20 protein-coding genes, 1 pseudogene and 1 riboswitch are annotated in these 22508 nt (G+C 62.9%); of the genes and pseudogenes, 13 read left to right on the top strand and 8 right to left on the bottom strand.

All coding sequences use genetic code 11. From position 1 onward, the window contains the following. Positions 1–5: 5 nt before the first annotated feature. Complete coding sequence (locus tag P9292_RS04780) at positions 6–143, bottom strand: hypothetical protein (RefSeq protein WP_244830975.1); 138 nt, start codon at positions 141–143, stop codon at positions 6–8. A gap of 223 nt (positions 144–366) precedes the next feature. Between P9292_RS04780 and P9292_RS04775 the strand changes: the two genes are divergently transcribed. Continuing rightward, complete coding sequence (locus tag P9292_RS04775) at positions 367–2181, top strand: PQQ-binding-like beta-propeller repeat protein (RefSeq protein ID WP_309958213.1); 1815 nt, start codon at positions 367–369, stop codon at positions 2179–2181. A 6-nt stretch (positions 2182–2187) separates the two neighbouring features. Here the strand turns inward: P9292_RS04775 and P9292_RS04770 are convergent, their stop codons facing one another. Both P9292_RS04770 and P9292_RS04765 read right to left on the bottom strand, forming a co-directional pair. After that, entirely contained in the window at positions 2188–3087 is a 900-nt protein-coding gene (locus P9292_RS04770) for a lipopolysaccharide biosynthesis protein (RefSeq protein WP_250494453.1), read from the bottom strand. Positions 3088–3751: 664 nt separating this feature from the next. Next, positions 3752–4198 (bottom strand): ester cyclase, encoded by a 447-nt coding sequence (locus P9292_RS04765; protein ID WP_250469180.1) that lies wholly within the window; start codon positions 4196–4198, stop codon positions 3752–3754. 85 nt (positions 4199–4283) lie between these two features. Then, positions 4284–4450: riboswitch (yybP-ykoY riboswitch) on the top strand. Between the two features lie 15 nt (positions 4451–4465). Here P9292_RS04765 and mntP point away from each other — a divergent pair. Next, complete coding sequence (gene mntP, locus P9292_RS04760; RefSeq protein ID WP_250528103.1) at positions 4466–5035, top strand: manganese efflux pump MntP; 570 nt, start codon at positions 4466–4468, stop codon at positions 5033–5035. Positions 5036–5083: 48 nt separating this feature from the next. Here the strand turns inward: mntP and P9292_RS04755 are convergent, their stop codons facing one another. The 3 genes from P9292_RS04755 to P9292_RS04745 form a co-directional block, all read right to left on the bottom strand. After that, a complete protein-coding gene (locus P9292_RS04755) occupies positions 5084–6460 on the bottom strand; it encodes a CoA transferase (protein ID WP_309958211.1) in 1377 nt (458 codons plus the stop codon). Between the two features lie 204 nt (positions 6461–6664). Next, a complete protein-coding gene (locus P9292_RS04750; protein ID WP_309958210.1) occupies positions 6665–9124 on the bottom strand; it encodes a PAS domain S-box protein in 2460 nt (819 codons plus the stop codon). A gap of 407 nt (positions 9125–9531) precedes the next feature. Then, the gene (locus tag P9292_RS04745; RefSeq protein ID WP_309958208.1) at positions 9532–10722 is read right to left on the bottom strand and encodes a GGDEF domain-containing protein; all 1191 of its coding nucleotides are present in this window, start codon (positions 10720–10722) and stop codon (positions 9532–9534) included. 263 nt (positions 10723–10985) lie between these two features. Here P9292_RS04745 and P9292_RS04740 point away from each other — a divergent pair, with 263 nt between their 5' ends. From P9292_RS04740 to P9292_RS04715, 6 genes are read left to right on the top strand one after another with little or no spacing between them, the layout of a single operon-like run. Continuing rightward, the gene (locus P9292_RS04740; RefSeq protein WP_250494458.1) at positions 10986–12251 is read left to right on the top strand and encodes an MFS transporter; all 1266 of its coding nucleotides are present in this window, start codon (positions 10986–10988) and stop codon (positions 12249–12251) included. Between the two features lie 12 nt (positions 12252–12263). Next, positions 12264–13457, top strand: a complete 1194-nt coding sequence (locus tag P9292_RS04735; protein WP_250469186.1) for an alpha-hydroxy acid oxidase — start codon at positions 12264–12266, stop codon at positions 13455–13457. 26 nt (positions 13458–13483) lie between these two features. Continuing rightward, the gene (locus P9292_RS04730; protein WP_244830965.1) at positions 13484–14320 is read left to right on the top strand and encodes a phytanoyl-CoA dioxygenase family protein; all 837 of its coding nucleotides are present in this window, start codon (positions 13484–13486) and stop codon (positions 14318–14320) included. 4 nt (positions 14321–14324) lie between these two features. Next, positions 14325–15434 (top strand): Zn-dependent alcohol dehydrogenase, encoded by a 1110-nt coding sequence (locus P9292_RS04725; RefSeq protein ID WP_309958206.1) that lies wholly within the window; start codon positions 14325–14327, stop codon positions 15432–15434. Between the two features lie 9 nt (positions 15435–15443). Next, positions 15444–16439 carry an alpha/beta fold hydrolase gene (locus tag P9292_RS04720; protein ID WP_309958204.1) on the top strand — a complete coding sequence of 332 codons (996 nt, stop codon included), beginning with the start codon at positions 15444–15446 and terminating at the stop codon, positions 16437–16439. Between the two features lie 56 nt (positions 16440–16495). After that, the gene (locus P9292_RS04715; protein WP_244830962.1) at positions 16496–17515 is read left to right on the top strand and encodes a GntR family transcriptional regulator; all 1020 of its coding nucleotides are present in this window, start codon (positions 16496–16498) and stop codon (positions 17513–17515) included. A gap of 7 nt (positions 17516–17522) precedes the next feature. On the opposite strand, the pseudogene P9292_RS04710 reads toward P9292_RS04715, so the two are convergent. Beyond that, a pseudogene (locus P9292_RS04710) lies at positions 17523–18451 on the bottom strand (LysR family transcriptional regulator). 126 nt (positions 18452–18577) lie between these two features. On the opposite strand from P9292_RS04710, the gene P9292_RS04705 reads away from it, so the two are divergent. The 5 genes from P9292_RS04705 to P9292_RS04685 all read left to right on the top strand — a co-directional run bounded on the left by P9292_RS04705 (position 18578) and on the right by P9292_RS04685 (position 22081). Then, on the top strand, positions 18578–19717 hold the full coding sequence (locus tag P9292_RS04705; protein ID WP_309958201.1) for an iron-containing alcohol dehydrogenase: 1140 nt from the start codon (positions 18578–18580) through the stop codon (positions 19715–19717). Between the two features lie 115 nt (positions 19718–19832). Further along, entirely contained in the window at positions 19833–20036 is a 204-nt protein-coding gene (locus P9292_RS04700; protein WP_309958199.1) for a hypothetical protein, read from the top strand. A 127-nt stretch (positions 20037–20163) separates the two neighbouring features. Next, positions 20164–21114, top strand: a complete 951-nt coding sequence (locus P9292_RS04695) for an urea transporter (protein ID WP_309958197.1) — start codon at positions 20164–20166, stop codon at positions 21112–21114. Further along, positions 21092–21868 carry a class II aldolase/adducin family protein gene (locus tag P9292_RS04690; protein WP_250469192.1) on the top strand — a complete coding sequence of 259 codons (777 nt, stop codon included), beginning with the start codon at positions 21092–21094 and terminating at the stop codon, positions 21866–21868. The genes P9292_RS04695 and P9292_RS04690 overlap by 23 nt, the downstream gene beginning before the upstream one ends. Before the next feature lie 27 nt (positions 21869–21895). Beyond that, positions 21896–22081, top strand: a complete 186-nt coding sequence (locus P9292_RS04685) for a 4-oxalocrotonate tautomerase (protein WP_016347879.1) — start codon at positions 21896–21898, stop codon at positions 22079–22081. A gap of 96 nt (positions 22082–22177) precedes the next feature. On the opposite strand, the gene P9292_RS04680 is transcribed toward P9292_RS04685, so the two are convergent. After that, positions 22178–22426: a hypothetical protein gene (locus P9292_RS04680; RefSeq protein ID WP_309846816.1), complete on the bottom strand. Its 249-nt coding sequence runs from the start codon at positions 22424–22426 to the stop codon at positions 22178–22180. Positions 22427–22508 lie beyond the last annotated feature (82 nt).

Raw genomic sequence — 22508 nt, 5'->3', positions numbered from 1 at the left:
GCGACTCAAGCCGCGCGCCGATAGGCATCGGCCATGAGCTTGCTGACTTTTGCGCGTGTCTTGAGCGCGTCTAGAAAAGCGGCGCGCACGGTCTTGGCAATAGCGAAAACAAACGAACTTGAGGTAACGGCGATGACGGCCATGGCTAAACTCCCTTGAAAATGAACGACCTAGGTAACTAACTAGGTAATAACCCTATATTAGCATGTTGTGATGCAGTGCAACAAGTTGCTTTCAATATTTCCAAAAGTGTGGTTTGCGTGCAAGCTGAAGGGCATAGGCCGCATGTGATGGAAGTGGAATCCAAATTGCTCCAATGCAGGGCAAAACCGACTGATTACGCCGTTCTTCCAGAAGGGAGGATGTATGAAAGGGGATCGCTCGAGCCGTGCCGGCGCGTTGCCGTGGCTGTGTAGCGCAGTAATCGTGTCAGCCATCATTGGCGGATGCAGCGGGGGAGGCGGTTCCAGTTCGACTCCGGCGGCAGGCAGCAGCGCGCCGGCGTCGAATCCTTCGGCGGCTTCAAGTCCGTCGGCGGCGTCGACTCCGTCAGGCGCGTCGAGTCCCGCAGGTGCTTCGAGCCCTTCAGGCGCATCGGGCGCACCCGGCGCTTCGGGGTCTTCGGGGTCTTCGGGCGGAGCGGGCGGGGGCACCGTCGTTACCCCTGTCGCCCATCCGATGGACGTTGCGACCTATCACAACGACATCGGCCGCACCGGCCAGCAACTCGCGGAAACGAAGCTCACGCCCGCGAACGTCAATTCGACCACCTTCGGCAAGCTCAACGTGCTCGCGGCGGACGGACCCGTGGACGCGGAACCGCTCTTCCTGACGAGCGTGGCAATCGCGGGCGGCACGCACAACGTGCTCTACGTCGCCACCGAAAACGCCAGTGTCTACGCGTTCGACGCCGACACCGGCGCGATCCTGTGGAAATCGTCGACGTTAGGCGCAGGCGAAACAGCGAGCGACGACCATGGCTGCGGTCAGATCACGCCGACTATCGGCATTACGGCGACGCCGGTCATCGACCGCACGCGCGGCCCGAATGGCGCGATCTACGTGGTCGGCATGTCGAAAGACACGTCGGGCAAGTATCACCAGCGCATTCACGCGCTCGACATCACGACAGGCGCGGAACTTTTCAACGGTCCGACCGAAATTGCCGCGTCGTATCCCGGCACGGGCGCGGGCAGCGCGAATGGCCGCGTGAGCTTCGATCCCGGCCAGTACGCCGAGCGCGCTTCGCTGTTGCTGCAAAACGGCGTGGTCTATACCGCGTGGACATCGCATTGCGACATCATGCCGTACACCGGTTGGGTGATCGGCTATAACGCCAGCACGCTGCAGCAGGCAAACGTGCTCAATCTCACGCCGAACGGCCAGATGGGCGCGATCTGGATGAGCGGCGCGGGCCTCGCGTCGGACGGCACGTCAATCTATTTCCTCGATGCCAACGGCACTTTCGACGCCACGCTCGACGGCAACGGCATGCCGATTCATGGCAATTTCGGCAACGGCTTTCTGAAACTCGGGACTTCGCCCGCCCTCGCCGTCACTGATTATTTCCAGCCGTCGAACACGGTGAACGAATCGGCAGCCGATGAAGATCTGGGTTCGGGCGGCGCGCTCGTATTGCCCGATCTCGTCGATGCGGGCGGCACGACGCATCATCTCGCGCTCGGCGCGGGCAAGACATCGACGATCTACGTGGTCAATCGCGACGCGATGGGTAAGTTCGATTCGAATGCGGATCACATCTATCAGGAGATCGTCGGGCAGATTCGCGGCCCGATGTTCGCCATGCCCGCGTACTTCAACAACACCGTTTATTTCGGCTCGATTGGCGACAGCATCAAGGCGTTCGGCATCGCGAACGCCGCCTTGTCCACGACGCCGACGAGCCAGACCGCGAACAGTTTCGGCTCGCCGGGCGCCACGCCGAGCGTGTCTGCGAACGGCGCGGCGAACGGCATCGTGTGGGCGGTGGAGAATGGCACCATCGCCGTGCTGCACGCCTACGACGCCAGCAATCTCGCGCGCGAGCTTTACAACAGCAACCAGGCGGCGGGCGCGCGCGATCAGTTCGGGCAGGGCAACAAGTTCATTACGCCGATGATCGCGAATGGCAAGGTCTATGTGGGGACGCGCAACGGCGTGGGCGTGTTCGGTCTGCGGTGATGCCTGTCATGGACGCGGATTGGTGGCGATGAATTGCTTCACGGCGGCGTAGGCGGGCTTGGGCGTCTGGCCGTCGTCGAGGATCACGCCGTAAGGCCCTTCGCCGCCAGGCGGATCGTCGTAGAGCTGGTAGATCTGCAAGGATTCGATGTCGTAGCGCACCGCGATCGCTCTCAGGCCGCCGAGCATGTCGTTGGCAAGGAAGGCGGCCGCTTGCTGATCGGTGCCGAAGTCGGGCCGCACGCCCATTTCATTGATCCATACCGGCTTGCCGAACCGGGCAAGCGCGCCGATGACGTTGTAGCAACCCGTGCCGCCGCACGCGTGCTCGATGTTGCCCTGGTCGGAGTACCAGTGCCATGCCGTGATATCCCACGTCACGATGGGATGCCCGCCCGAACCGTCCGGCTGTGTGCCGTTCGCGAGCATCGTCACGAAGCCGTACTGCATCCACGCATTGCCGCCCATGACGATCTTTCCCGACGGGTCCATCGACTTGATGCCGGCGATCATGCCTCGGATGACGCCACGCGCAATCTGGAACTTTTGGTTGTCGAAGTCCGTTGGCCGCACGCCGTCCACCCATCCGGCGACCGTTGCCGAGCCGAGTTCGTTGGTGACTTCGTAGTAGGCGTAACGCTGCACACTCACGACGTCGCGCGCGAGCGCATAGGCCGATTGATACGCGGAGTCTTCATCGGCGAAATCGATGCCCATCAAGATCACCGGGTACACCGTCACCCCACCGGCGGCCAGCGCGTTGGCTACATTGGCGAGACGCATGGCGGTTGATTTGCTATACACCTCGTTGCGATACAGTTTGATGCCGAGATCCTGAAGCTGCGCTAATTGTCTGGCGGCGCCAGCGAGATAATAGACATCGCCATAACTGTTGTGACCGTTCATTCCGTAGAATAAATCGCTGGCGACGGGATTTATGGCGGCGGACGCGGCGTGATGACGATAGCGTGAATTATCGACGCTCGATGGCACGTTAGCGCTGTCCGAACCACCGCAAGCGGTTAATAACAGACTTGCTGAAAAGATCGCAGGCAAAACAGGTTTTGTGTTTCTGCAAAAACTAATTAAGCGATGAGCGATTTGCATAATCCAAAATAAGCCGATGACGTGTGCTCGCTGTTGTCGCGGAAAATTAAATTCATTCGCGGACGCGAAGACAGGTGAATAGCGCGATGCTGATAACGCGAAGCGCAAGCGGGGCCGCGCCTTTTGCCGATGGCAATGGCGCGGTGCGTCGAGAAATATAGACGGTGACAGACGGGATAATCAAGACTTAATCGCGTCACTTTCACGAGCCGCGCTTATCTTTGCGAGATAATCGAAGAGCGGAGGATGTAATCTTAATGGCGACAGCGATTCAGGCTTCAGAAGGAAACGCGTTGCGAGATTTATTTGGTCGGAAAAATTAAAGCTGAATAGTCAGCGGCAATGCGCGGCGCATTTGAAAATAGAAAATTCGCGACGCGCCGCCCACGACGTGTTGGAGAGAATGATAAACGACGTATGCTTCTGACCTTTGTCGTTTCAATCGACTTCGCGCGTTCTCGAATTACGCACCCGATCCAATACCGCGCGGCACTTCGCCAATTTGCCGAAACACGCTCAACCAGTCTTCCAGATGCCAAGTCTTCGACACACGGTCATCGCGTATCTCATGGAACGAGTGAATGGCAAATCGAACCGGCTTCGATGTCGCCGCGATGCCCATCAACGGACCGGACTGCGTACCGCTCACTTCCGCGCGCACGCCGACGCGATTGTCCTGAGTGAGCATGTCTAGAATCTCGATGCGCATGTCAGGCAGCGCAGCCGCCATCTCCGCGAAGATGGGAATCATCTGGTCGGGACCGGCCTCGAAGCCGGCCGGCTCAGGCAGATATTCCCAGTCCGACGTCACGGCTTGGCGCAGCAAGTTCACGTCCTTTTGCGCGAAGGCGGCGTAAAGACGCTCGACGGCCGCGCGGGCCTCTGACTGGGTGATGTGTCCTGCCTCCATGGTGCCTCCTGGGCGTTAGAGATGCGGCGTTGCAACCCACTTTAACCCAATGGTCCGGATCGGGTGATCTGTCGTGTTAAGCTCGCATTTCTTCGTTGGGGAGTAGCCGGCTTTCCCGCCCGGGAAAGCGTCCATGTCAACACGCTCGGTCTTTCGACCGTGGCATGGGCAGCCGTCACAGGTTGGCAAGACCATCGACAGAATGCGCTTCCGGTCGGGCGCGCCTTCTGTCCTTGTGCTTGCCCGACCAGACCAGAGCGCTACTCGATGAACCTCGCTTCCACCGTATTCCTTGCTTTCGCCATGTCCACCGACGCCTTCGCCGCCGCCGTGGGCAAAGGCGCGAGCCTGCATAAACCGCGCATCGGCGAGGCGCTCAAGGCGGGAGTCATCTTCGGCGTAATCGAGGCGCTCACACCTCTCGCCGGCTGGGCGCTCGGCCGCGCCGCCGCGCAGTACGTCACCGCGTGGGACCACTGGATCGCTTTCGGCCTGCTTTTCGTGCTCGGCGCGCGCATGATCCGCGAAGGCTTAAGCAAATCGGCTCACGAAGAAGAGAAGCCCAATTCACATTCCTTCTGGGTGCTCGCCGTCACGGGCTTTGCCACCAGCATCGACGCGATGGCGGTCGGCGCGGGCCTCGCGTTCATCGATGTCGATATCTTCTCGACCGCCGCGACCATCGGCTTCGCAACCATGCTCATGGTGACCATCGGCGTGATGGTCGGACGGCTGGTCGGCGCGACTATCGGCAAGCGCGCGGAGATCTTGGGCGGGCTGATTCTCATCGGCGTGGGCAGCGTGATCCTTGCGGAGCATCTGGGTTACTTGAGTTGATGCGAAGTTCTGCGTGTCGCGTTAGAAAGCGCCGCCCAAGCCACGAACTCACCACTTCGCCTCATCCGTTCCCGGCGGCACCGATGGCCTCGCGTAACCCGCCGGCGTGCGCTCGAAGCGCGCGCTCGGCGTGACCGCGCGCAGCATGCCGAAACCCGATTTGCTTTCCTCGGTGTATGCGGCGATGTCCGGCCGCGCCGTCTTCAACCCTCCGTCGATACGTCCAAGCCCGCGCAGCCAGTGTCCCGTCTGTGCGAGCGAAACCTCCACGTGCCAGCTACCGCCTTCCGTTTGTTGCTTCCATAGCGCGGCGGCCGCGCCGAATGCCATCAGAAAGCCGCTCGCCATGTCGAGCATCTGCATGGGCAGCGCTCGCGGTTTGCCATCGCCCTGCGCTTCGCCTTCGGCGGCGTTGAAGCCTATCGCGGTCTGCACGAGCGAATCGAAGCCACGCCGATCCGCCCACGGACCTTCCGTGCCATAAGCCGACAAGGACACGTACACGATGCCCGGCCGCCGCGCCACCAGCGCCTCGGGCCCGAAGCCAAGCTCGGCGATCCCGCCCGGCCGATAGCCTTGCGAGAAGACATGCGCCTCATCGATCAGCCGCCACAGCGTCGCGCGACCGTCTTCCGTGCGCAGGTCGAGATGCGCGGAGCGCTTGCCGCGACTCGTCTCGGCGATAGCGGGAATGTTCGGCAGATGCGGCGAATTCACGAGCATCACGTCCGCGCCGAACGAGGCGAGCGCTCGACCGCCCGTGGGACCGGCAAGGATGCGCGTGACGTCCAGCACGCGGATATCGGTCAGCGGGCGCGCGTCATTGTCGAGCGCGGGCAGCGCGAGTGGCGCGGCGTCGCCGATACGCGTGATCTTCAGCAACGGCTGCGCGGCGATGGCTTTGGCTTGCGGCGTCGCATCCCATTCTTCGAAGCTGCGCAGCATCGTCACGACGAGGCCGCGTTCGGCGCACGCGGTTTCGTAATCGTTCGCGCGCCATTCGAGCAGCGCGCGTTCGGCATCGGCGCGCGTGGCGCTGTGCGGGTCGAGACCCAGCACGCGCAACGCGCCATCCTGATGATGCTCGAAGTTTGCGTGTATGCGCACGTAGCCATCGGCCGTGCGGTAGAGGCCCGAGAATTCACCCCAGGTCTCGGGTTCGGCACCATCGACCGTGAACCAGTCGGTGCATTCGACGGCCGCGTGCGTCATGTCGACGCTCACGCGCTGGCGGTCGACGCCGCGCGCATGAGCCAGCTCGGAGGCCGCGAGCGCTGCCGCCGCGATGGTCGATTGCGCCGCTTCGCCCACGGCGAAGGATGACGGGAACACCGGGTCGTGTCCGGGTAGATCGATGAGGTGGAGGGCATCGTCGGGAAGGCCGGCGAGTTGCCAGAGATTCGTAAGCGTTGCGAAAGAAGTCATGGCGATGAGTGCGCGCGGGTCAGCGATGACGCATTGTCGCGCCGATTGATTGAGCGCGCACGTTGCGCTTGTCTGCAGCGCGTGGATCAGCGGAAAAAGTGGTCCGCGAGGCGGCGCAGGCGGTCGCGACTTGACGCCGACGGCTCAACGCTTGGCATAGGCCCGCAGGATGCCAACCGCCAACCGCCAACCGCCCGCACACCCTCACTTCCCCGCCATCGCCAACACGCGCTCCAGCTCAGGCAAATCCACCGGCTTGACCAAATGCGCGTCGAACCCGGCCGCCCGCGTGCGCGCCATGTCTTCGTCGGAACCAAGACCCGTCATTGCGGCGACGATCACACGCTTGCCTTCATCGCGCATCTGACGAATGACGTCGAAGCCCGTCATGCCCGGCATCGATAGATCGAGCAGCACGACTTGCGGACGCGTCGTCCCGAACGATGCCAGCGCTTCCGGGCCGTCATACGCCGCGCGCGCCGCGTGACCGAGCATATCGACGAGCAAGGTCATGCTGTCGGCCGAGTCGCGATTGTCGTCGACAACGAGCACGTCGAGCTGACGGCTCGCCACCGCATTCGGCGCGGAAGGCGGCATGATGCCCTGCGTGGGCGGTTGCGCGAGCGGCAGCCACAAACTGAACGCACTGCCCTTGCCAGTGCCGCCGCTCTTCGCCTCGACGTGGCCGCCATGCAGTTCGGCGATCGCTCGAACCAGCGTGAGGCCGATGCCAAGCCCGCCTTCATCCGGATGCGCGCCCGGCGCATGCTCCTGCACGAAAAGATCGAACACGGAGGCGAGCGCATCGGCGGAAATGCCGCGACCCTGATCCGTCACGCGCAGAAGCGCCGCGCCGCCGCGTGGACCGATTTCCAGCCGGATGGTCGACTCGGGCGGACTGAATTTCGCCGCGTTGTTGAGCAGGTTATTGAGCGCTTGCACGAGCCGCGTCGGGTCGCCATTGACGAAGAGGCGCTGGCCGCTGTCGTCCACGTCGAGCCGCTGCCCGCGCGCCTCGAAAAGCGGCTGACTCGCTTCGACGCTCAGGTGCACGACATCGGCGATATCCACGGTCTCGGTCGCGAGCCGGATCTTGCCGGAACTCACGCGGCCCGCTTCGAGCAGATCGTCCACCAGCTTGGTCAGATGCGCGAGCTGCCGGTCGACGATATGGCGGCTGCGAATGACATCGGCATCGTCGGAAGCCTTCAGTTTGAGAATGCTCACCGCGTTGCGGATGGGCGCGAGCGGATTGCGCAGTTCATGGCCGAGCAACGCGAGAAACTCGTTCATGCGGCGGCTCGACGCCTCGAGTTCTTCCAAACGCCTGCGCGCGGTCATGTCGCGCGTGATGGCGACGAAGCCTTTTTCGCGGCCATCGGCGGCGGGCAGCGCGCTCAGAATGACGTGCGCCCAGAATTCCGAGCCGTCCTTGCGCGTGCGCCAGTCCTCGTGTTCCGTGCGGCCGCGTTCCGCCGCGAGGCGCAAGTCGTCGCCAGGACGGTCGCGGCCCTGTTCGTCCGACAGATAGAAGAGCGCGAAATGCCGGCCGATCGCTTCTTGCGCGGTGAAGCCGTAGAGCGCGCGCGCGCCGTCGTTCCACGAACGGATGATGCCGTCGTGGTCGAGCATGCAGATCGCGTAATCGCTCACCGAATGGATGAGGAGCCGCAGGCGTTCGTCCGCTTCCGTCGCGCGGCGGCGATCCGTGATGTCGTGGATGAAGCACGCGAACTGCCGCTGCCCGTCGAACCACACTTCGCTGATGGTCAGCTCGGCGGCGAATTCGCTGCCGTCGCGGCGCAGCGCATGCAGTTCCACGCGCGTATTCATCATGCGCGCCTCGCCGGTGGCGAGATAGCGCGTGAGACCGGCGCGATGCGCATCGCGATAACGCTCCGGCACGATGAGCTGCGCGAGTTCGCGGTCGAGCGCCTCTTGCGCGCGCCAGCCGAAGAGGCTGGTTGCGGCCTCGTTCCAGTCCACGACCATGCCGGCTTCGTCCATGGCGACGAACGCAATATGCGCGTTGTCGAGCACGGTGCGGCGACGACGCATGGCATCGGCAAGCTTTTTTTCGTATTCGATACGTAACGACAATTCGACCGTCAGGTCTGCATTTACGCTTTGATTCTCTTGCAGAAGTTTGCGGTTCTCCTGCGCAATTTCCTCGCGTGCAAAGGTTTCCGCAATGCACGCGCAAAACGCGTTGAGAATGGAGATATCGTTTTGGCTGAAGTAATCGGGTTCGCTTGAAATGAGTTTCAGCACCGCGACCGACCGGCCTTCGTAAATGACCGGCGCGACCACCATGGAGACAGCACCGACGGCTTCGCATGCAGCACGATCCACGCGATGATCATTCGCCGTATTGCGGCTGATGAGCGCTTGTTGCCGCGTGATGCACAAGCCCGAAAGACTGCCCGCGGTCGGCAGACGCGTGCCGACGCTTTTCGCGGCGACTCCGCTCGCCGCGCAATAGACGAGCTGATCGCCTTCGATCCACTCGACAACCGCGGACGCCACGCCGGCAACTTCCCTCAAGGTATCCGTGACTCTTTGCAGATAAGCAGGAAGCGGCAGCCGGGAATGGGCGAGACTTGCAAAAATAGCGAACCAGCGCTGAAAGTGCGCCTGACGGTTATGTTCCGCCTTTGATTTCATGTTCGGAGTCGAAGCCTCGAATTGCGAGTGCATAGCTCTTGTTCCAATCGACGGATCGCGAATTGTAATCGCGGAAATATCGAAAAGCGCAGCCGATATTTTATTTTGGTATTGAAACACAAAATCCTGCGCAAACGTTTGCGAGGAGAGGAAATTTTGACTTCGTTTGTAAGGCGAAGCTGAATCGATTAGGAGTCGATACGGCGAAACCCGCCTTTCGGATGCAAGTCATGCATGCCTTTTAAACGCCGGACCGATTGAAAAACAATATTCTTTATAGCTTTAGCGGTAAAAACAGCGAACTTCGAATACTGATTTACTTGCCTTCGTCAGAAGCCGGTAAATTTTAGCTTCCGGCTTCCGGCTTCCGGCTTCCGGCTTCCGGCTTCGGGCTTCCGGCTTCGGGCTCATGCAGTCCGCGCCGCCGGACGAATGCCGGATGGCCGCGCCGCCTTGAACCAGCGTTCTGCCGCCACCCAACGATTCTTGCCCGCGCGCTTGGCTTCGTAGAGCGCGTTGTCGGCGTCGCGCAACACGCCGTCGAGTTCGCGGTCGTCGTCGCTGAACTTCGCAATGCCGATACTCACGCCGATCCCAAGCGCCATCCCGTCGTTCGCCATGAATGGCTTCGACAGTTCGCGCACGAGCCTATCGGCGAGTGCCGGCGGGTCGGCTTCGGGCGGCGTTACGATCACGAATTCGTCGCCGCCCAGGCGCGCGACCAGCGCGCCTTCGCCCGATACCAGGCGCAAGCGTTTCGCGACGAGCGCGAGGAGCGTGTCGCCAATTTCGTGGCCGTGATCGTCGTTGATCGCCTTGAAGCCGTCGAGATCGAGATAGAGCAGCGCGCTTTCATCGTTCTGATAACGCTTGCCTGGCACGCGCGAGCGCAACGCCCGGAACAGACCGGCGCGATTGAGCAGGCCGGTGAGCTCGTCGTATCGCGCGCGGCGGTCGTTTTCCTGCTCGGCCTTCATCGTCGTGACGAGCATGCCGTTCAGGCGGTACGCGGCGGCGCTCATCGCGAAGAGATAAAACGGAATCTGCAGGCACGTGACCCAGAGCGTCGGCTCGCCCGACAGGAGTGCGCCTACGCAGCACGGCCCGAGCGACAGGAAGATCATCACGGCGACCAGACGCGGCGCGCCGAAGTTGCGAAAACAGATGCCGCCAACCATCGCGGCCGCCGACAAAAACGAGAGCGTGGCCGCGACCCAGTCGCCGGAGAGCACGCTGACGAGGGCGCCGTAGCCGACCGTCGCGCCCCACATGGGCGCGAGCAGCACATAGAGATCGGTGAACGTGGCGCGCCGTTCGCGCGCGCGGCGGCGCGCAAGGACGAGCACGACGAGCCGCACGAAACACACGGCGATTTCGAGCGCGAGCCACACATGAAACGCGATGGTCGGATGACGGCGCGTGAGCACCCAGGCGACGAGAATCGTGTTGAGCACGCCGCCCGCGAAAATGGGCAGTGTGCCGAACAGACTGCCGACCAGGGCGACGCGAATCGCGCGGGGGATGTCCGGCCCCGCGTGCAGTAACCACTTGGCTGCCCGCAAGCGCGGCAGCGTGTACACCTCAGTCAATTGGTCCATGTCGGTGCGATGCGCGGATCGGCAAAGGCCGGAGTGGCGAAAAGCCATCCATCACAACGGTTAACGGCGGGGGCGCGGGGAGCTTTAGGGCGCCGATGATGGCCGTTCGACGCGAAGCGTTCCGCCTCCACCGATCGAAGCCGTAAAGGTTTACCCCTGCAACTCCTTCATTGACACGCCCCGCTTGTCTCAACTACGCTGAATGTACATTGGATGCACTGAACGTTTTCAGCGCAAACCGAGGCCCTCACCAGGAGACATCGATGGAGACGCGTGCGCGCTGGACTCTCGTAAGTCTGTTGTTCGTAGGTGGAGCGATCAGTTATCTCGACCGGGCGGCGTTATCGATCACCGCGCCGCTCATTTCCCGCGAGCTCAACCTCGATCCCGCGCAACTCGGCATCGTGTTCTCCAGCTTTTTCGTGGGCTACGCGATCTTCTGTTTCGTCGGCGGCTATTCGGCGGATCGATGGGGACCGAAATCCGTGCTCGCCGTCTCCATGCTCGTCTGGTCGCTCTTTTGCGGATTGACGGCAACGGCGGTCGGCATCGTCAGTCTCTTGCTCGTGCGCATTGTCTTTGGCATGGGTGAAGGGCCGCTCTGCGCCAACATCAACAAGCTCGTGTCGAACTGGTTTCCGCGCAGGCAGCAGGCGAGCATGATCGGTATCGCGAATTCCGGACAGTCGGTCGGCGCGGCGATCGCGGGGCCCGTGGTCGGCTTTCTCGCGCTGGCGACGAGCTGGCGCACGTCGTTCGTGATCATCGGCGCGGTCGGCACGCTCTGGGTGCTCGCGTGGTTGCTGCTGGCGAAGGACAAGCCGTCGACGCCCATCGAGGAATCCGCCGAAGCCCTCGCGCAAGACGACGCGGCCCTCGCCGCCGATGGCTCCCCCGCGCCGTTGTCCACTTACCTGCTGCGCCCAGCGATCCTTTCGACCGCGTTCGCCTTCTTCGGCTACGCCTACATCCTGTACTTCTTCCTGTCGTGGTTCCCGAGCTATCTGACGATGGCGCATCACCTCAGCATCCAGAAGATGGCCGTGGTGAGCGTGATTCCGTGGGCGGTCGGCGCGACGGGCCTCGTGGTCGGCGGCCTGGTCTGCGACTGGATCTACAAGAAGACCGGCCGCGCCATCTTCGCGCGCAAGATCGTGCTGATCACGAGCCTGGGCGCGGGCGCGGTGTGCATCGGCGTGACAGGCACGGTGACGGACCTGACGAGCGCGGTCACGTTGATGGCCATCGCCGTCTTCTTCATGTACGCGTCGTACAACACCTACTTCGCGATCGTGCTCGATACCGTGGAAAAGCGGCGCGTCGGCGCGGTCGGCGGTTTCGTGCACTTCATCGCCAATCTGGCGGGGATCGTCGCGCCGGCCTTGACGGGTTTTCTCGTGCAATGGTCCGGCAACTTCAAGAGCGCGTTCTTGCTGACCGGCGCGATCGCCGCGCTCGGCGCGATCTTCGTCGCGGTGTTCGTAAGACCGCCCAAGCCTCAATTGCAGCTTCAACCCGAACTCGCGTAACGGCGAAAAATCATGCGACATTATGCGACTATCGAGGAACTGCGCATCGCCGCCAGGAAGCGCGTGCCGCGCATGTTCTACGACTATGTCGATGCCGGTTCGTGGACCGAATCGACGTATCGCGCGAACAGTGACGACTTCGCGCAACTGCAGTTCCGGCAGCGTGTCGCCGTGGATTTCAGCGAGCGCAATCTCACGACGACGATGGCTGGTATCCCCGTTTCGATGCCGGTCGCCATTGCACCGACCGGCATCGCCGGCATGCAACGCGCGGATGGCGAGATTCTCGCGGCGCGCGCGGCCGCGCGCTTCGGTGTGCCGTTCACGTTATCGACGGTCAGCATCTGCTCGATCGAGGACGTCGCCGCGCATACGCAGAAGCCTTTTTGGTTTCAGCTCTACATGATGAAGGACCGCGGTTTCATTGCGGACCTGATTTATCGCGCGAAAATTGCCGGGTGTTCCGCGCTCGTCCTCACGCTCGACTTGCAGATTCAAGGCCAGCGCCACAAGGACAAACGGAACGGTCTGTCCGCGCCGCCAAAGCTCACGCTGCGCAACCTCGCGCATCTGTCGCGCTATCCGCGCTGGTGTGCGGGCATGCTGGGCACGCCGCGCCGCACCTTCGGCAATATCGTCGGACATGCGCCGGGCGTGACGGGCATCGCGTCGATGGCCGACTGGGCCGCGCGGCAGTTCGACCCGACGCTCACGTGGCAGGACATCGACTGGGTGCGCAAGCAGTGGGGCGGCAAGATCATCCTGAAGGGCATCCTCGACGAGGAAGACGCGCGCATTGCCCGCGATATCGGCGCGGACGCGCTCATCGTTTCGAATCATGGCGGGCGTCAACTGGACGGCGCGCCTTCGAGCATTTCCATGCTGCCGCGTATCGCAGAAGCCGTGCATGGCGATATCGAACTGCACATGGACGGTGGCATCCGCTCGGGACAAGACGTGTTGAAAGCGCTCGCTTGCGGCGCGCGCGGCGTGTACATAGGCCGCGCATTTCTGTATGGACTCGGCGCGGAAGGTGAAGCGGGCGTGACACGTGCGCTCGAAATCATCCGCGATGAACTCGATATGACGATGGCCCTCGCAGGCGTCACCGATGCACGCGCGATAGACGGCCGCGTATTGCGCTCAGGCGGCTTTACCTCCGGGCGCGGCGCGCTGGAAACACCGGTGCGCATGCAGGTTGCTTGAATCACGGAAAAAAGGAGACTCGCATCATGCTGAAGGCATTGACCCCGCAACAGGTTGAACATTTCCAGCAACACGGCTATGTCGCGCCCATTCGCGTGATGTCCGAAGAGACCGCGCTCGAACTGCGCAAGCGCCTGGAGGACTTCGAGCACGAGAAAAGTTCGTTCGCGAAGAAGGCGCTCAACGTAAAGAGCCATCTGCTGTTTCCGTGGCTCAACGATCTCGTGCGCAACGACAAGGTAGTCGATGCAATCGACGATCTCTACGGCGAGAATCTGCTGGTCTGGGCAAGCAGCTTCTTCATCAAGAACGCGCGCGACCCGGCTTACGTGTCGTGGCATCAGGACTCGACGTATTGGGGTTTGTCCAAGCCCGATGTCGTGACCGCGTGGGTCGCGCTTTCGGAGAGCAACCGTTCGAACGGTGCGATGCAGGTCGTGCCGGGCACGCATCTGCTCGATCAGATGCCGCATCGCGATACCTTCAACGAGCACAATCTGCTCACACGCGGGCAGGAAGTCGCGGTGGAAGTGGATGAAGCGCAGGCGGTATCGATCGAACTCGCGCCGGGCGAGATGTCGCTTCATCATGTGCGAATCGTGCATGGCTCGCCGCCCAACCATTCGGACAAGCGGCGCATCGGCTATGCCATCCGCTATATCCCGACTTACGTGCGCCAGCTCGAAGGCGAGGACAGCGCCACGCTCGTGCGCGGCATCGATACGTACAACACCTTCGAGCACGAGCCGCGTCCGACCGAGGAACTGGACCCGGCGTTCGTCGCGCTGCATCAGCAGATCGGCGAGCGCAACCTGAACATTCTCTACAAGGGCGCGGGACAAACCGCAACCGGACGACGCTAGACGCATGACGAACACGAAATTCGAAGCAGCGGTCTTGGAGCGTAAAGGCGAGCCCTTGCAGATCAGGCGCGTCACGCTCGGCAATCTGGCCGACACGGATGTGATCGTGCGCGTGAAGGCGACGAGCCTGTGCCATACCGATCTCGAAGCGGTGCGCGGCGACTTGCGCACGCCGCTTCCGTTCGTGCCGGGACACGAAGCGGCGGGTATCGTCGAATGGGCGGGCAACGCAGTGCGCGGCGTGAAGGTGGGCGACCATGTCGTCACGTCGTGGAATCCTCATTGCGGCGCGTGCTTTTACTGTGCGCGCAAGCTTTCGATTCTCTGCCAGGCGTATCGCGATCACGCGGCGCAGTCGTTCCATTTCGATGGCACGCCTCGCCTCTTTCTCGACGATGGCGCGCCCGTGCATCAGTTGATGTATTCGGGCAGCTTCGCGGAGTTGTGCGTGGTGTCGGAAGAGTGTGCGGTGAAGGTGCCCCACGAGATGCCGTTCGACCGCGCGTGTCTCATCGGCTGTGGCGTGATGACGGGCGTGGGCGCGGCGCTGAATGTCGCGAAGGTCGAGCCGGGCAGTACCGTGACGGTAATCGGCTGCGGCGCGGTCGGTTTGTCGGCGGTGCAGGGCGCGCGGCTCGCGGGCGCGGCGCGCATCATCGCGGTGGATCGCGCGTCGGACAAGCTCGATCTTGCGCGCGCGGTCGGCGCCACTCACGCGCTTTCAGCCGACGACAACCTCGCTGCCGCGCATGCCGATCTGACCCAGGGACGCGGCGCGGATTACGTATTCGAGGCTGCGGGCAATCGCGCATCGCTGCGGACAAGCGTGGAGCTTGCAAGGCCCGGCGCGCATGTCGTGTGGCTCGGCAAGCTGCCGGCGGAAGAAGAGGCATCGTTTCGTTGGGCGAGCCTCATGGGCGAGAAACAGATCGTACGTTCGAGCTACGGCGGCGCGAACCCGGCCAGCGACTTTCCGATGCTCGCCAAAGCGTATCTCGACGGCTCGCTGAAACTCGACGAGTACGTGACGTCGCATATCGCGCTTGCCGATATCAACGACGGCTTGCAAAGGCTCGCCACCGGCGCGGAGCTGCGCGCGGTCATCGAATTCTGAGCGAACGTCATGCGTCATCCCGACATGCAACCCGGCTGGATCGACGCGCCGCATCGCAGCGCGACGCTCGGGCGCTTCGCGCTGGAATCGGGCGAACATATAGACGATCTGCTCGTGTCCTACGTCGTGCATGGCGATATCGGCGACCGCGCACGGCCCGCGGTATTGGGCTTGTGCGCGATCGGCAGCACGCATCATCGGCTGGACTTTCTGATCGGCGAGGCGCGTGCCTTCGACCCGCAAAGCGTGAACATCATCGTCGTGGATGCGCTCGGCAATGGCTTGTCGAGTTCGCCTTCCAATGCGTTGAGCCAGGGCGGCGAGCGCTTTCCGCGTTTTACCATCCGCGACATGGTGAAGAGCCAGAAGGCGCTGCTCGATCATCTCGGCATCGATGAAGTGGCCGCCGTGGTCGGCGCGTCGATGGGCGGCATGCAGGCGTTGCAGTGGGGCGTGACGTTTCCGCGCTTCATGCGCAAGCTCGTCGCGCTAACGCCGATGGCGAAGACCACGCCCTGGTCGCAGGCGATCAATCATGCGGGACGCAGCGCGCTTTCTAAGTCGAACGGAGACTGGAGCGCGTGGCTCGCGGTGATGCAGATCATCGCCATGCGTACGCCCGAACGCTTCGCCGATGACGCCGCGAAAGCGGGCGGCACATACGCCTGGCTCGATGCGCGCGCCGCATGGTGGGCGACGCAGCGCGCCGATCCGCTCGACTGGATTGCGCAGTCGCATGCCTACGATACCCACGATGTCGGCACCACCCCCGGCTTCGATGGCGACACCGCAAAGGCGCTGGCCGCGATCGCGGCACCCACGCTCGTCTGCGTGCCCGCGCTCGATCTCTACAATCCCGTTGAAGCGGGCGTCTGGGCCGCGGAGCACATTCCGCAAGCGACCTTGCTGCGGCTGCCCTGCACGAGCGGGCACATGATGGCCTCGGAAGCGGACCCGCAGGCGGCGGCGCAGCTGAACGACGCCATCGCCGAATTCATGCGGTGACGGCGCATACGTGCTGGGGTATGGTTGAGCATCGATCGAATCTGCACGAAGAACACATGAGCCAGTTGAACACCTACGCGACGAATGCCGCCGATACCCCGCCGCTCGATGCAGGCGGCTCCATCCAGCATCGCACCTACCGGCTGTTGCGCGAGATGATCGAGGACGGACGTATCGCGCCTGGAGAAAAGCTGCTCGAGGCGCAGGTCGCGAAGTCTTTTTGCATCAGCCGCTCGCCTGCGCGTATTGCGCTTGCGGCGTTGTGTGCTGACAAGATCATCGTCGAGAGCGAGGGGCGCGGGTATCGCGTGGCGGGAACGGCATCGGCGGAACGCGCGGGCAAGGCGGCCGTGCTTGACAAGGTCGAACTCACTAACGAGCCGCAATGGCAGCGCATGTATGCCGATCTGGAGCGCGAACTTTGTACGCGCGTGCTGTTCGGCTCGGTGCGTATCACCGAGGAAGCGCTGGCGCAGTACTTCGACGTGAGCCGCACCGTGGCGCGCGGCGTCATGGCGCGCATGCATAGCGTGGGCGCGCTGTCGCAGGACCGCAATGGACACTGGATTGCCGAACAGGTGACCGAGGCGCGTATTGGGCATCTCTTCGAAATGCGCCGTTTGCTCGAACCGACCGCGCTGGTGCATGCCGCGCCGCTTGTTTCGCGCGAATTTCTCGAAGGCGTGCGCGAGCGGCTCATCGGCGCGATCGAGGCCACGCATCGCGGCGGCGCCGAAATGGACATGGCGGAAACAGACCTGCATATCGACCTGCTCGCGCATTGCCCGAACAAGGAGATCGTGTTTGCGCTGCAGCGTACGCATGTGCTGTTCGTGCCGACGCGCTATTTGAGCGACCCGTATCTGCAGATTCCCGATCAGCTCATCAGCGATGCCTTCACGGAGCATCTGCGCATCATCGACGACATTCTCGCCGGCAAGCCCGAACGCGCGGCGCAGACCTTACAGGAGCACATCGGCGAAGCGGATACACGGTGGATGCTGCGCTTCGAGATCATCCGGCGCTTGAGGCAGCCCGATCTTCCGCCGTATCTTTCGTCGCTCGGCAGCGTCTGATTCCTGTTCACGCGCGGCCGGCTTCTTCGATCGCCTGCATCAAAAGACGCACGCCGGGAGACAGAGGCGCGTCGCGCCGCGTGACCAGTTCGTAAGGCTCGCTACGCGACGACAATGCAAGCGGCAAGGTGCAGACGATGCCATGCGCCGTGCAAAAGCGCGCGACATCCACGGACACCAGCGCCACTAGCGACGGGTTTTTCTGTAGCAGAGAAAGCGTCGCGAACGCCGACGTGGTTTCGAGCAGATGCGCGGGAAAACGCAGGCCTGCATCGTGAAACTCGCGTTCGAGCAAGAGGCGCATGGGCATGTTCGCGCGATACACGACCCACCGGTGCTTCGCCAGATCCTTCAAGGCCACGCGCTTTCTCTTCGCCAAGGGATGCTCCGTATTGGCGATGACCGCGAGCGTCTCGTCCTGCACGATCGCGCTGTCGTAGAGATACGGCGTCTGACTCACGCTCGTGCGGCACACGGCGAGATCGAGCCGGCCGGATCGATCAGATTCAGCAACGTCGCGCTCGTATCTTCCACGATTTCCACCGACATCTCCGGCTGACGCGTGGCGACTTCGGTGATCGCATCGGTCACGAGCGGCACCGCGCCCATGATGACGCCGACCGCCACGCGCCCGCCGTATCCACGCATGATGCCGACGATCTCTTCACGCAGATGCGCCAAGTCCGTATGAATGAGCCGCGCATAGCGGATCACACAATGGCCGATCGCGTTGGGTTCGAGCCCGCGATTGGTCCGCACGAATAGCGGCGCGCCGAAGGTGGTTTCGATTTCATGGAGCGCCTTGCTCGCGCCCGGTTGCGTGAGCGCGAGTTGCCTTGCCGCGCCGAGCAGCGAGCCGCGTTCTTCGAGCGCGATGAGAAGCCGCAACTGTTTGACATGCAGGCGGGAGATAATCGAGTCGATGCTGGGCGTCATGGCCGCAAGGGTTGAGTAAAAGTTATAGCGGTATCAATTGTCGTCAGTATCGCCGCGAAGTTCTCCGACGTATACTCGACCACCACCGCGGCGCGCTTCGCTCCATATAACCTTTCCTCAGTCACCATGTCCCTCATCAACTACATCACGCAGATTCAGTTCGACTTCGGCGCGTTGCGCCTGCTTGCGGGAGAGTGCGAACGCTTCGGCATCAAACGCCCGCTGATCGTGACCGATGCAGGCATTCGCGCAGCCGGTCTGCTCGATAAAGTCGTCGATGCGCTGGGCGCGCAAACGCCCGCGCCGGTATTCGACGCGACGCCGCCCAATCCGAACGAAGCGGCCGTGCGCGCGGCGGTGGCGATGTATCGCGAGAACGACTGCGACGGCGTGATCGCGGCAGGCGGCGGTTCGTCCATCGATCTGGCGAAGGGCGTGGCCGTCTGCGCAACCCACGAAGGTCCGCTGCAAAGTTTCGCGGTGATCGAAGGCGGCCTTGCGCGCATCACGGCGGCGACCGCGCCGGTCATCGCCATTCCGACGACGGCGGGCACCGGCAGCGAAGTGGGTCGCGGCGCGATCCTGATTCTCGACGATGGCCGCAAGGTCGGCGTGATCTCGCCTTATGTCGTGCCAAAAGTCGCCATCTGTGACCCCGAACTCACGCTGGGCCTACCGCCGCTAATGACCGCCGCCACCGGCATGGACGCCGTGGCACACTGTCTCGAAACCTTCATGGCGCCGGTGTTCAACGCACCCGCCGACGGTATCGCGCTCGACGGCTTGTGGCGCGCGTGGCGGCATATCGAACGCGCGACGCGCAATCCCGTTGACCGCGTGGCGCGCTGGAACATGATGAGCGCGTCGATGCAGGGCGCGCTTGCGTTCCAGAAGGGTCTCGGCTGTGTGCACAGCCTGTCGCACTCGCTCGGCGGCATCAACCCGAAGCTGCATCACGGCACGCTAAACGCCATTTTCTTGCCGGCGGTCATCGCGTTCAACAGCAGCGCGCCAACCATGCAGGAAGAGAGCAAGCTTTCGCGCATCGCGCAGGCAATGGGCCTCGCATCCGGCGATGAGGTCGGCGAGGCCATCCGCGCGATGACCGCGACGCTCGGACTGCCGCGCGGTTTGTCCGATCTCGGCGTGACGCGCGAATTGTTCCCGCGCATCATCGCGGGCGCGCTAAAGGACCACAGTCATAAGACGAATCCGCGCGAGGCATCGACGGAAGACTACACGGCTATTCTCGAGGCATCCCTGTAATTCGGGCCGGAAGGCAAGACAAGCGACGGCGGCCTATTTGCGGCATTGCAACACGACCCTTACGGGAAAACCCTAGGTTCTGTTACAATGATTGGCAAATTTTGGGGAACTTGTCATGGGCCGCCGCTTCGTTGTCGTAGAAAAGATCGCTTTTACCCTTCTCACCATGTCCGCCGTGCTGGACGCGAGCTATATCACCTGGGAATGCCACCCTAATTTCCGTGAGAACGTTACGGAAATCGTCAAGATGAGTTCAGACCTCTCGTTGGCGAACCCCGGCGGCGACGCCACGCCGCTCGTTCCCATGGCGTTCAATTAAGTTTCACGTCGCCGCGCTCGCCTTCTTCGAGCGCGGCAGTCGCATACCCGCTATACGGCCCGCCGTCGCACGGCGCGCGCACCTTGTCTTATGCTGGCGGCTCCTCAAGCCGTTTCCGCCGCCACGCATGTCCGCCGCCATCCAAACCAACGCCAGTTTCGGCGATCAAATCACGAGCTTTGCCCGCAGCATCGGGCAAATCGTCCTGCAGCGCAATGCCGCGACGGGCGTCTGCATCTTCGTCGCGCTGCTGTGCGCAAATCCCCGGCTCGCGTGCGGTCTGCTTATCGGCGCGTTGACGGGCAACGTCATTACCGTCATCACGCAAGACGCGGATTCACCCGCCATGCGCGACGATCTCTACGGTTTCAACGGCGCATTGGCCGCGCTCGCGGCGTTCACGTTTATCGGCGATGCATCGCAGGCGGCGGCTGTGGCCATTGTCGCGGCGATGGCCGCGACGCTCATCGCCCCCGCGCTCGCCGGCAAACTCATGCGCTTTGGCTTGCCGATCTTCTCCAGCCCGGCGATCATCGTGACCTGGTGCTGGCTGCCGTTTCTGGCCGGGCGCGGCGATACAGGCGCGATTCCGCCCGTCGCGACGGGCTTCGTTTCCATGCTGGAGGCGGCTTTCGCGGGCCTCGCGCCGATTGTCTTCGCGACCGGCGCGCTGGCCGGTGCGCTCATCGCAATCGGGCTGTTTGCCGCCGGGCCGTCGCGTGCGGCGTGGGCGCTCGCGGGCAGCGTACTCGGCGCGTTTCTGCACGCACTCGGCGGCGCAAGCGATGCCGTCGCGCTCTCCGGTGCATGCGGTTTCAATGCGGCGCTCGCGGCGCTGGCCGCCGCGCCGCTCGGCGGCCGCTATGCGCTGCTGGCGATCGTCGCATCGGTGTTGTTCGAGCGCGTGATCGATTGCCTGGGCGTCGCCGCGTTGACCGCGCCTTTCGTGCTGGCGTCGTGGACGGTGCTTTGCATGGCGCGCCGTCTCGAGGCGCATACGGACAAGTCGCATCGCATGCAGGCAGCGCCCGCTCTCGTCGATAAAGGAGACTCACATGTCGTTCACCCACACGCCTGAGCGCCGCATCGCGGAAAGCGGACCGCGTTCGGCGGCCGAAGCGGCGACGCGCGCCGATCTGGCGGCGGCGTATCGGCTCGTCGCGCTCAACGGCTGGGACGATGTCGTCTATACGCACATCTCGGCAAGCGTTCCCGGCGAGCCCGGCCGCTTCCTGATCAATCCGTTTGGGCTTTCCTTCGACGAAGTCACGGCGTCGAATCTCGTCAAGATCGATATCGATGGCAACGTGATCGGCGCGAGCGCGCATCCCGTGAACGCGACCGGCTTCGCGCTGCATGGCGCGGTGCACGCCGCCCGTGCCGATGCCGTTTGCGTGATGCATCTTCACGTGCGCGAAGCGATCGCCGTGTCCGCGCAACCGCACGGTTTGCTGCCCGGCTCGCAACATGCCATGCGCTTTCACGGGCACCTGGCGTACCACGATTACGAAGGCCTCGCGTTTTCGCCGGCGGAAGGCGAGCGGCTGGTTGCGAGTCTCGGCGCGCATCGCGCTATGCTCTTGCGCAATCACGGGCCGCTTACGCTTGGGCGCACCATCGCCGAGGCTTACGTGCTGATGGATATGCTCGTGAAGGCGTGCGATATTCAGCTGCGCGCGCTGGCGGGCGTGGGCAAGATGATCGTGCCGAATCCGGATGTCGTCGCGCGCACGGCCGCACAATTGCACGATGACGATGCGATCGAAGGCGCACTCGAATGGCCTGCGCTGCTGCGCAAGCTCGAGCGCATCGACCCGTCGTATCGGGAATGAAGGTTCAACTCAAAGGAGATCGACGGCATGCCGACATTCAATATTCAACTGTTCGAAGGCCGCACGGCGGAGGAGAAGCGCAAGTTCGTCGAGGCGATCACGCGTACGACTTGCGAGACGCTCGGCTGCGAGCCGGGCTCCGTGGATATCATTCTGACGGATGTGAAGCGCGAGAACTGGGCGACGGCGGGGAAGCTCTGGTCGGAGCAGTAGTTGTGGGTTTATGTGGCTGACGTTTCGGCTGTCTGCCGCTTTTGGATGGATCGCCGGATCTCAATTCTTTCACCGGATCCGAGCGCGATGCGCGCATCATACGACGGGCGACGCCTCTTCAGCGGCAAGCGCGGCCTTCACCGCAGGGCGTGCGCCGATCCGGTCCACAAAGCGTGCGAGCGACTTCCAGCGCTCGATGTCTATTGAGAAGTGCGGCAGCCACGACAGTATCGTGTATAGGTAGGCGTCCGCCACACCGAAGTCGCCGACCTGTGCGGCGGCCTTCGAGACAGATCGCGCATCCGCCACGGCCACCAGCAAACGCCAATGCATCAAGTTCATCATGATCGGATGGGCTTAAGGGGAAATCGCGGGCGAGCGCTTCGGGGCGCCATGCGTCGATAACATCGACCGCTTTTGAACAAGG

It is taken from the genome of Caballeronia sp. LZ001 (assembly GCF_031450875.1).
GTDB lineage: Bacteria > Pseudomonadota > Gammaproteobacteria > Burkholderiales > Burkholderiaceae > Caballeronia.
Note: the sequence above shows the minus strand (reverse complement) of the source record. Positions and strands in the feature narration are given on the sequence as shown.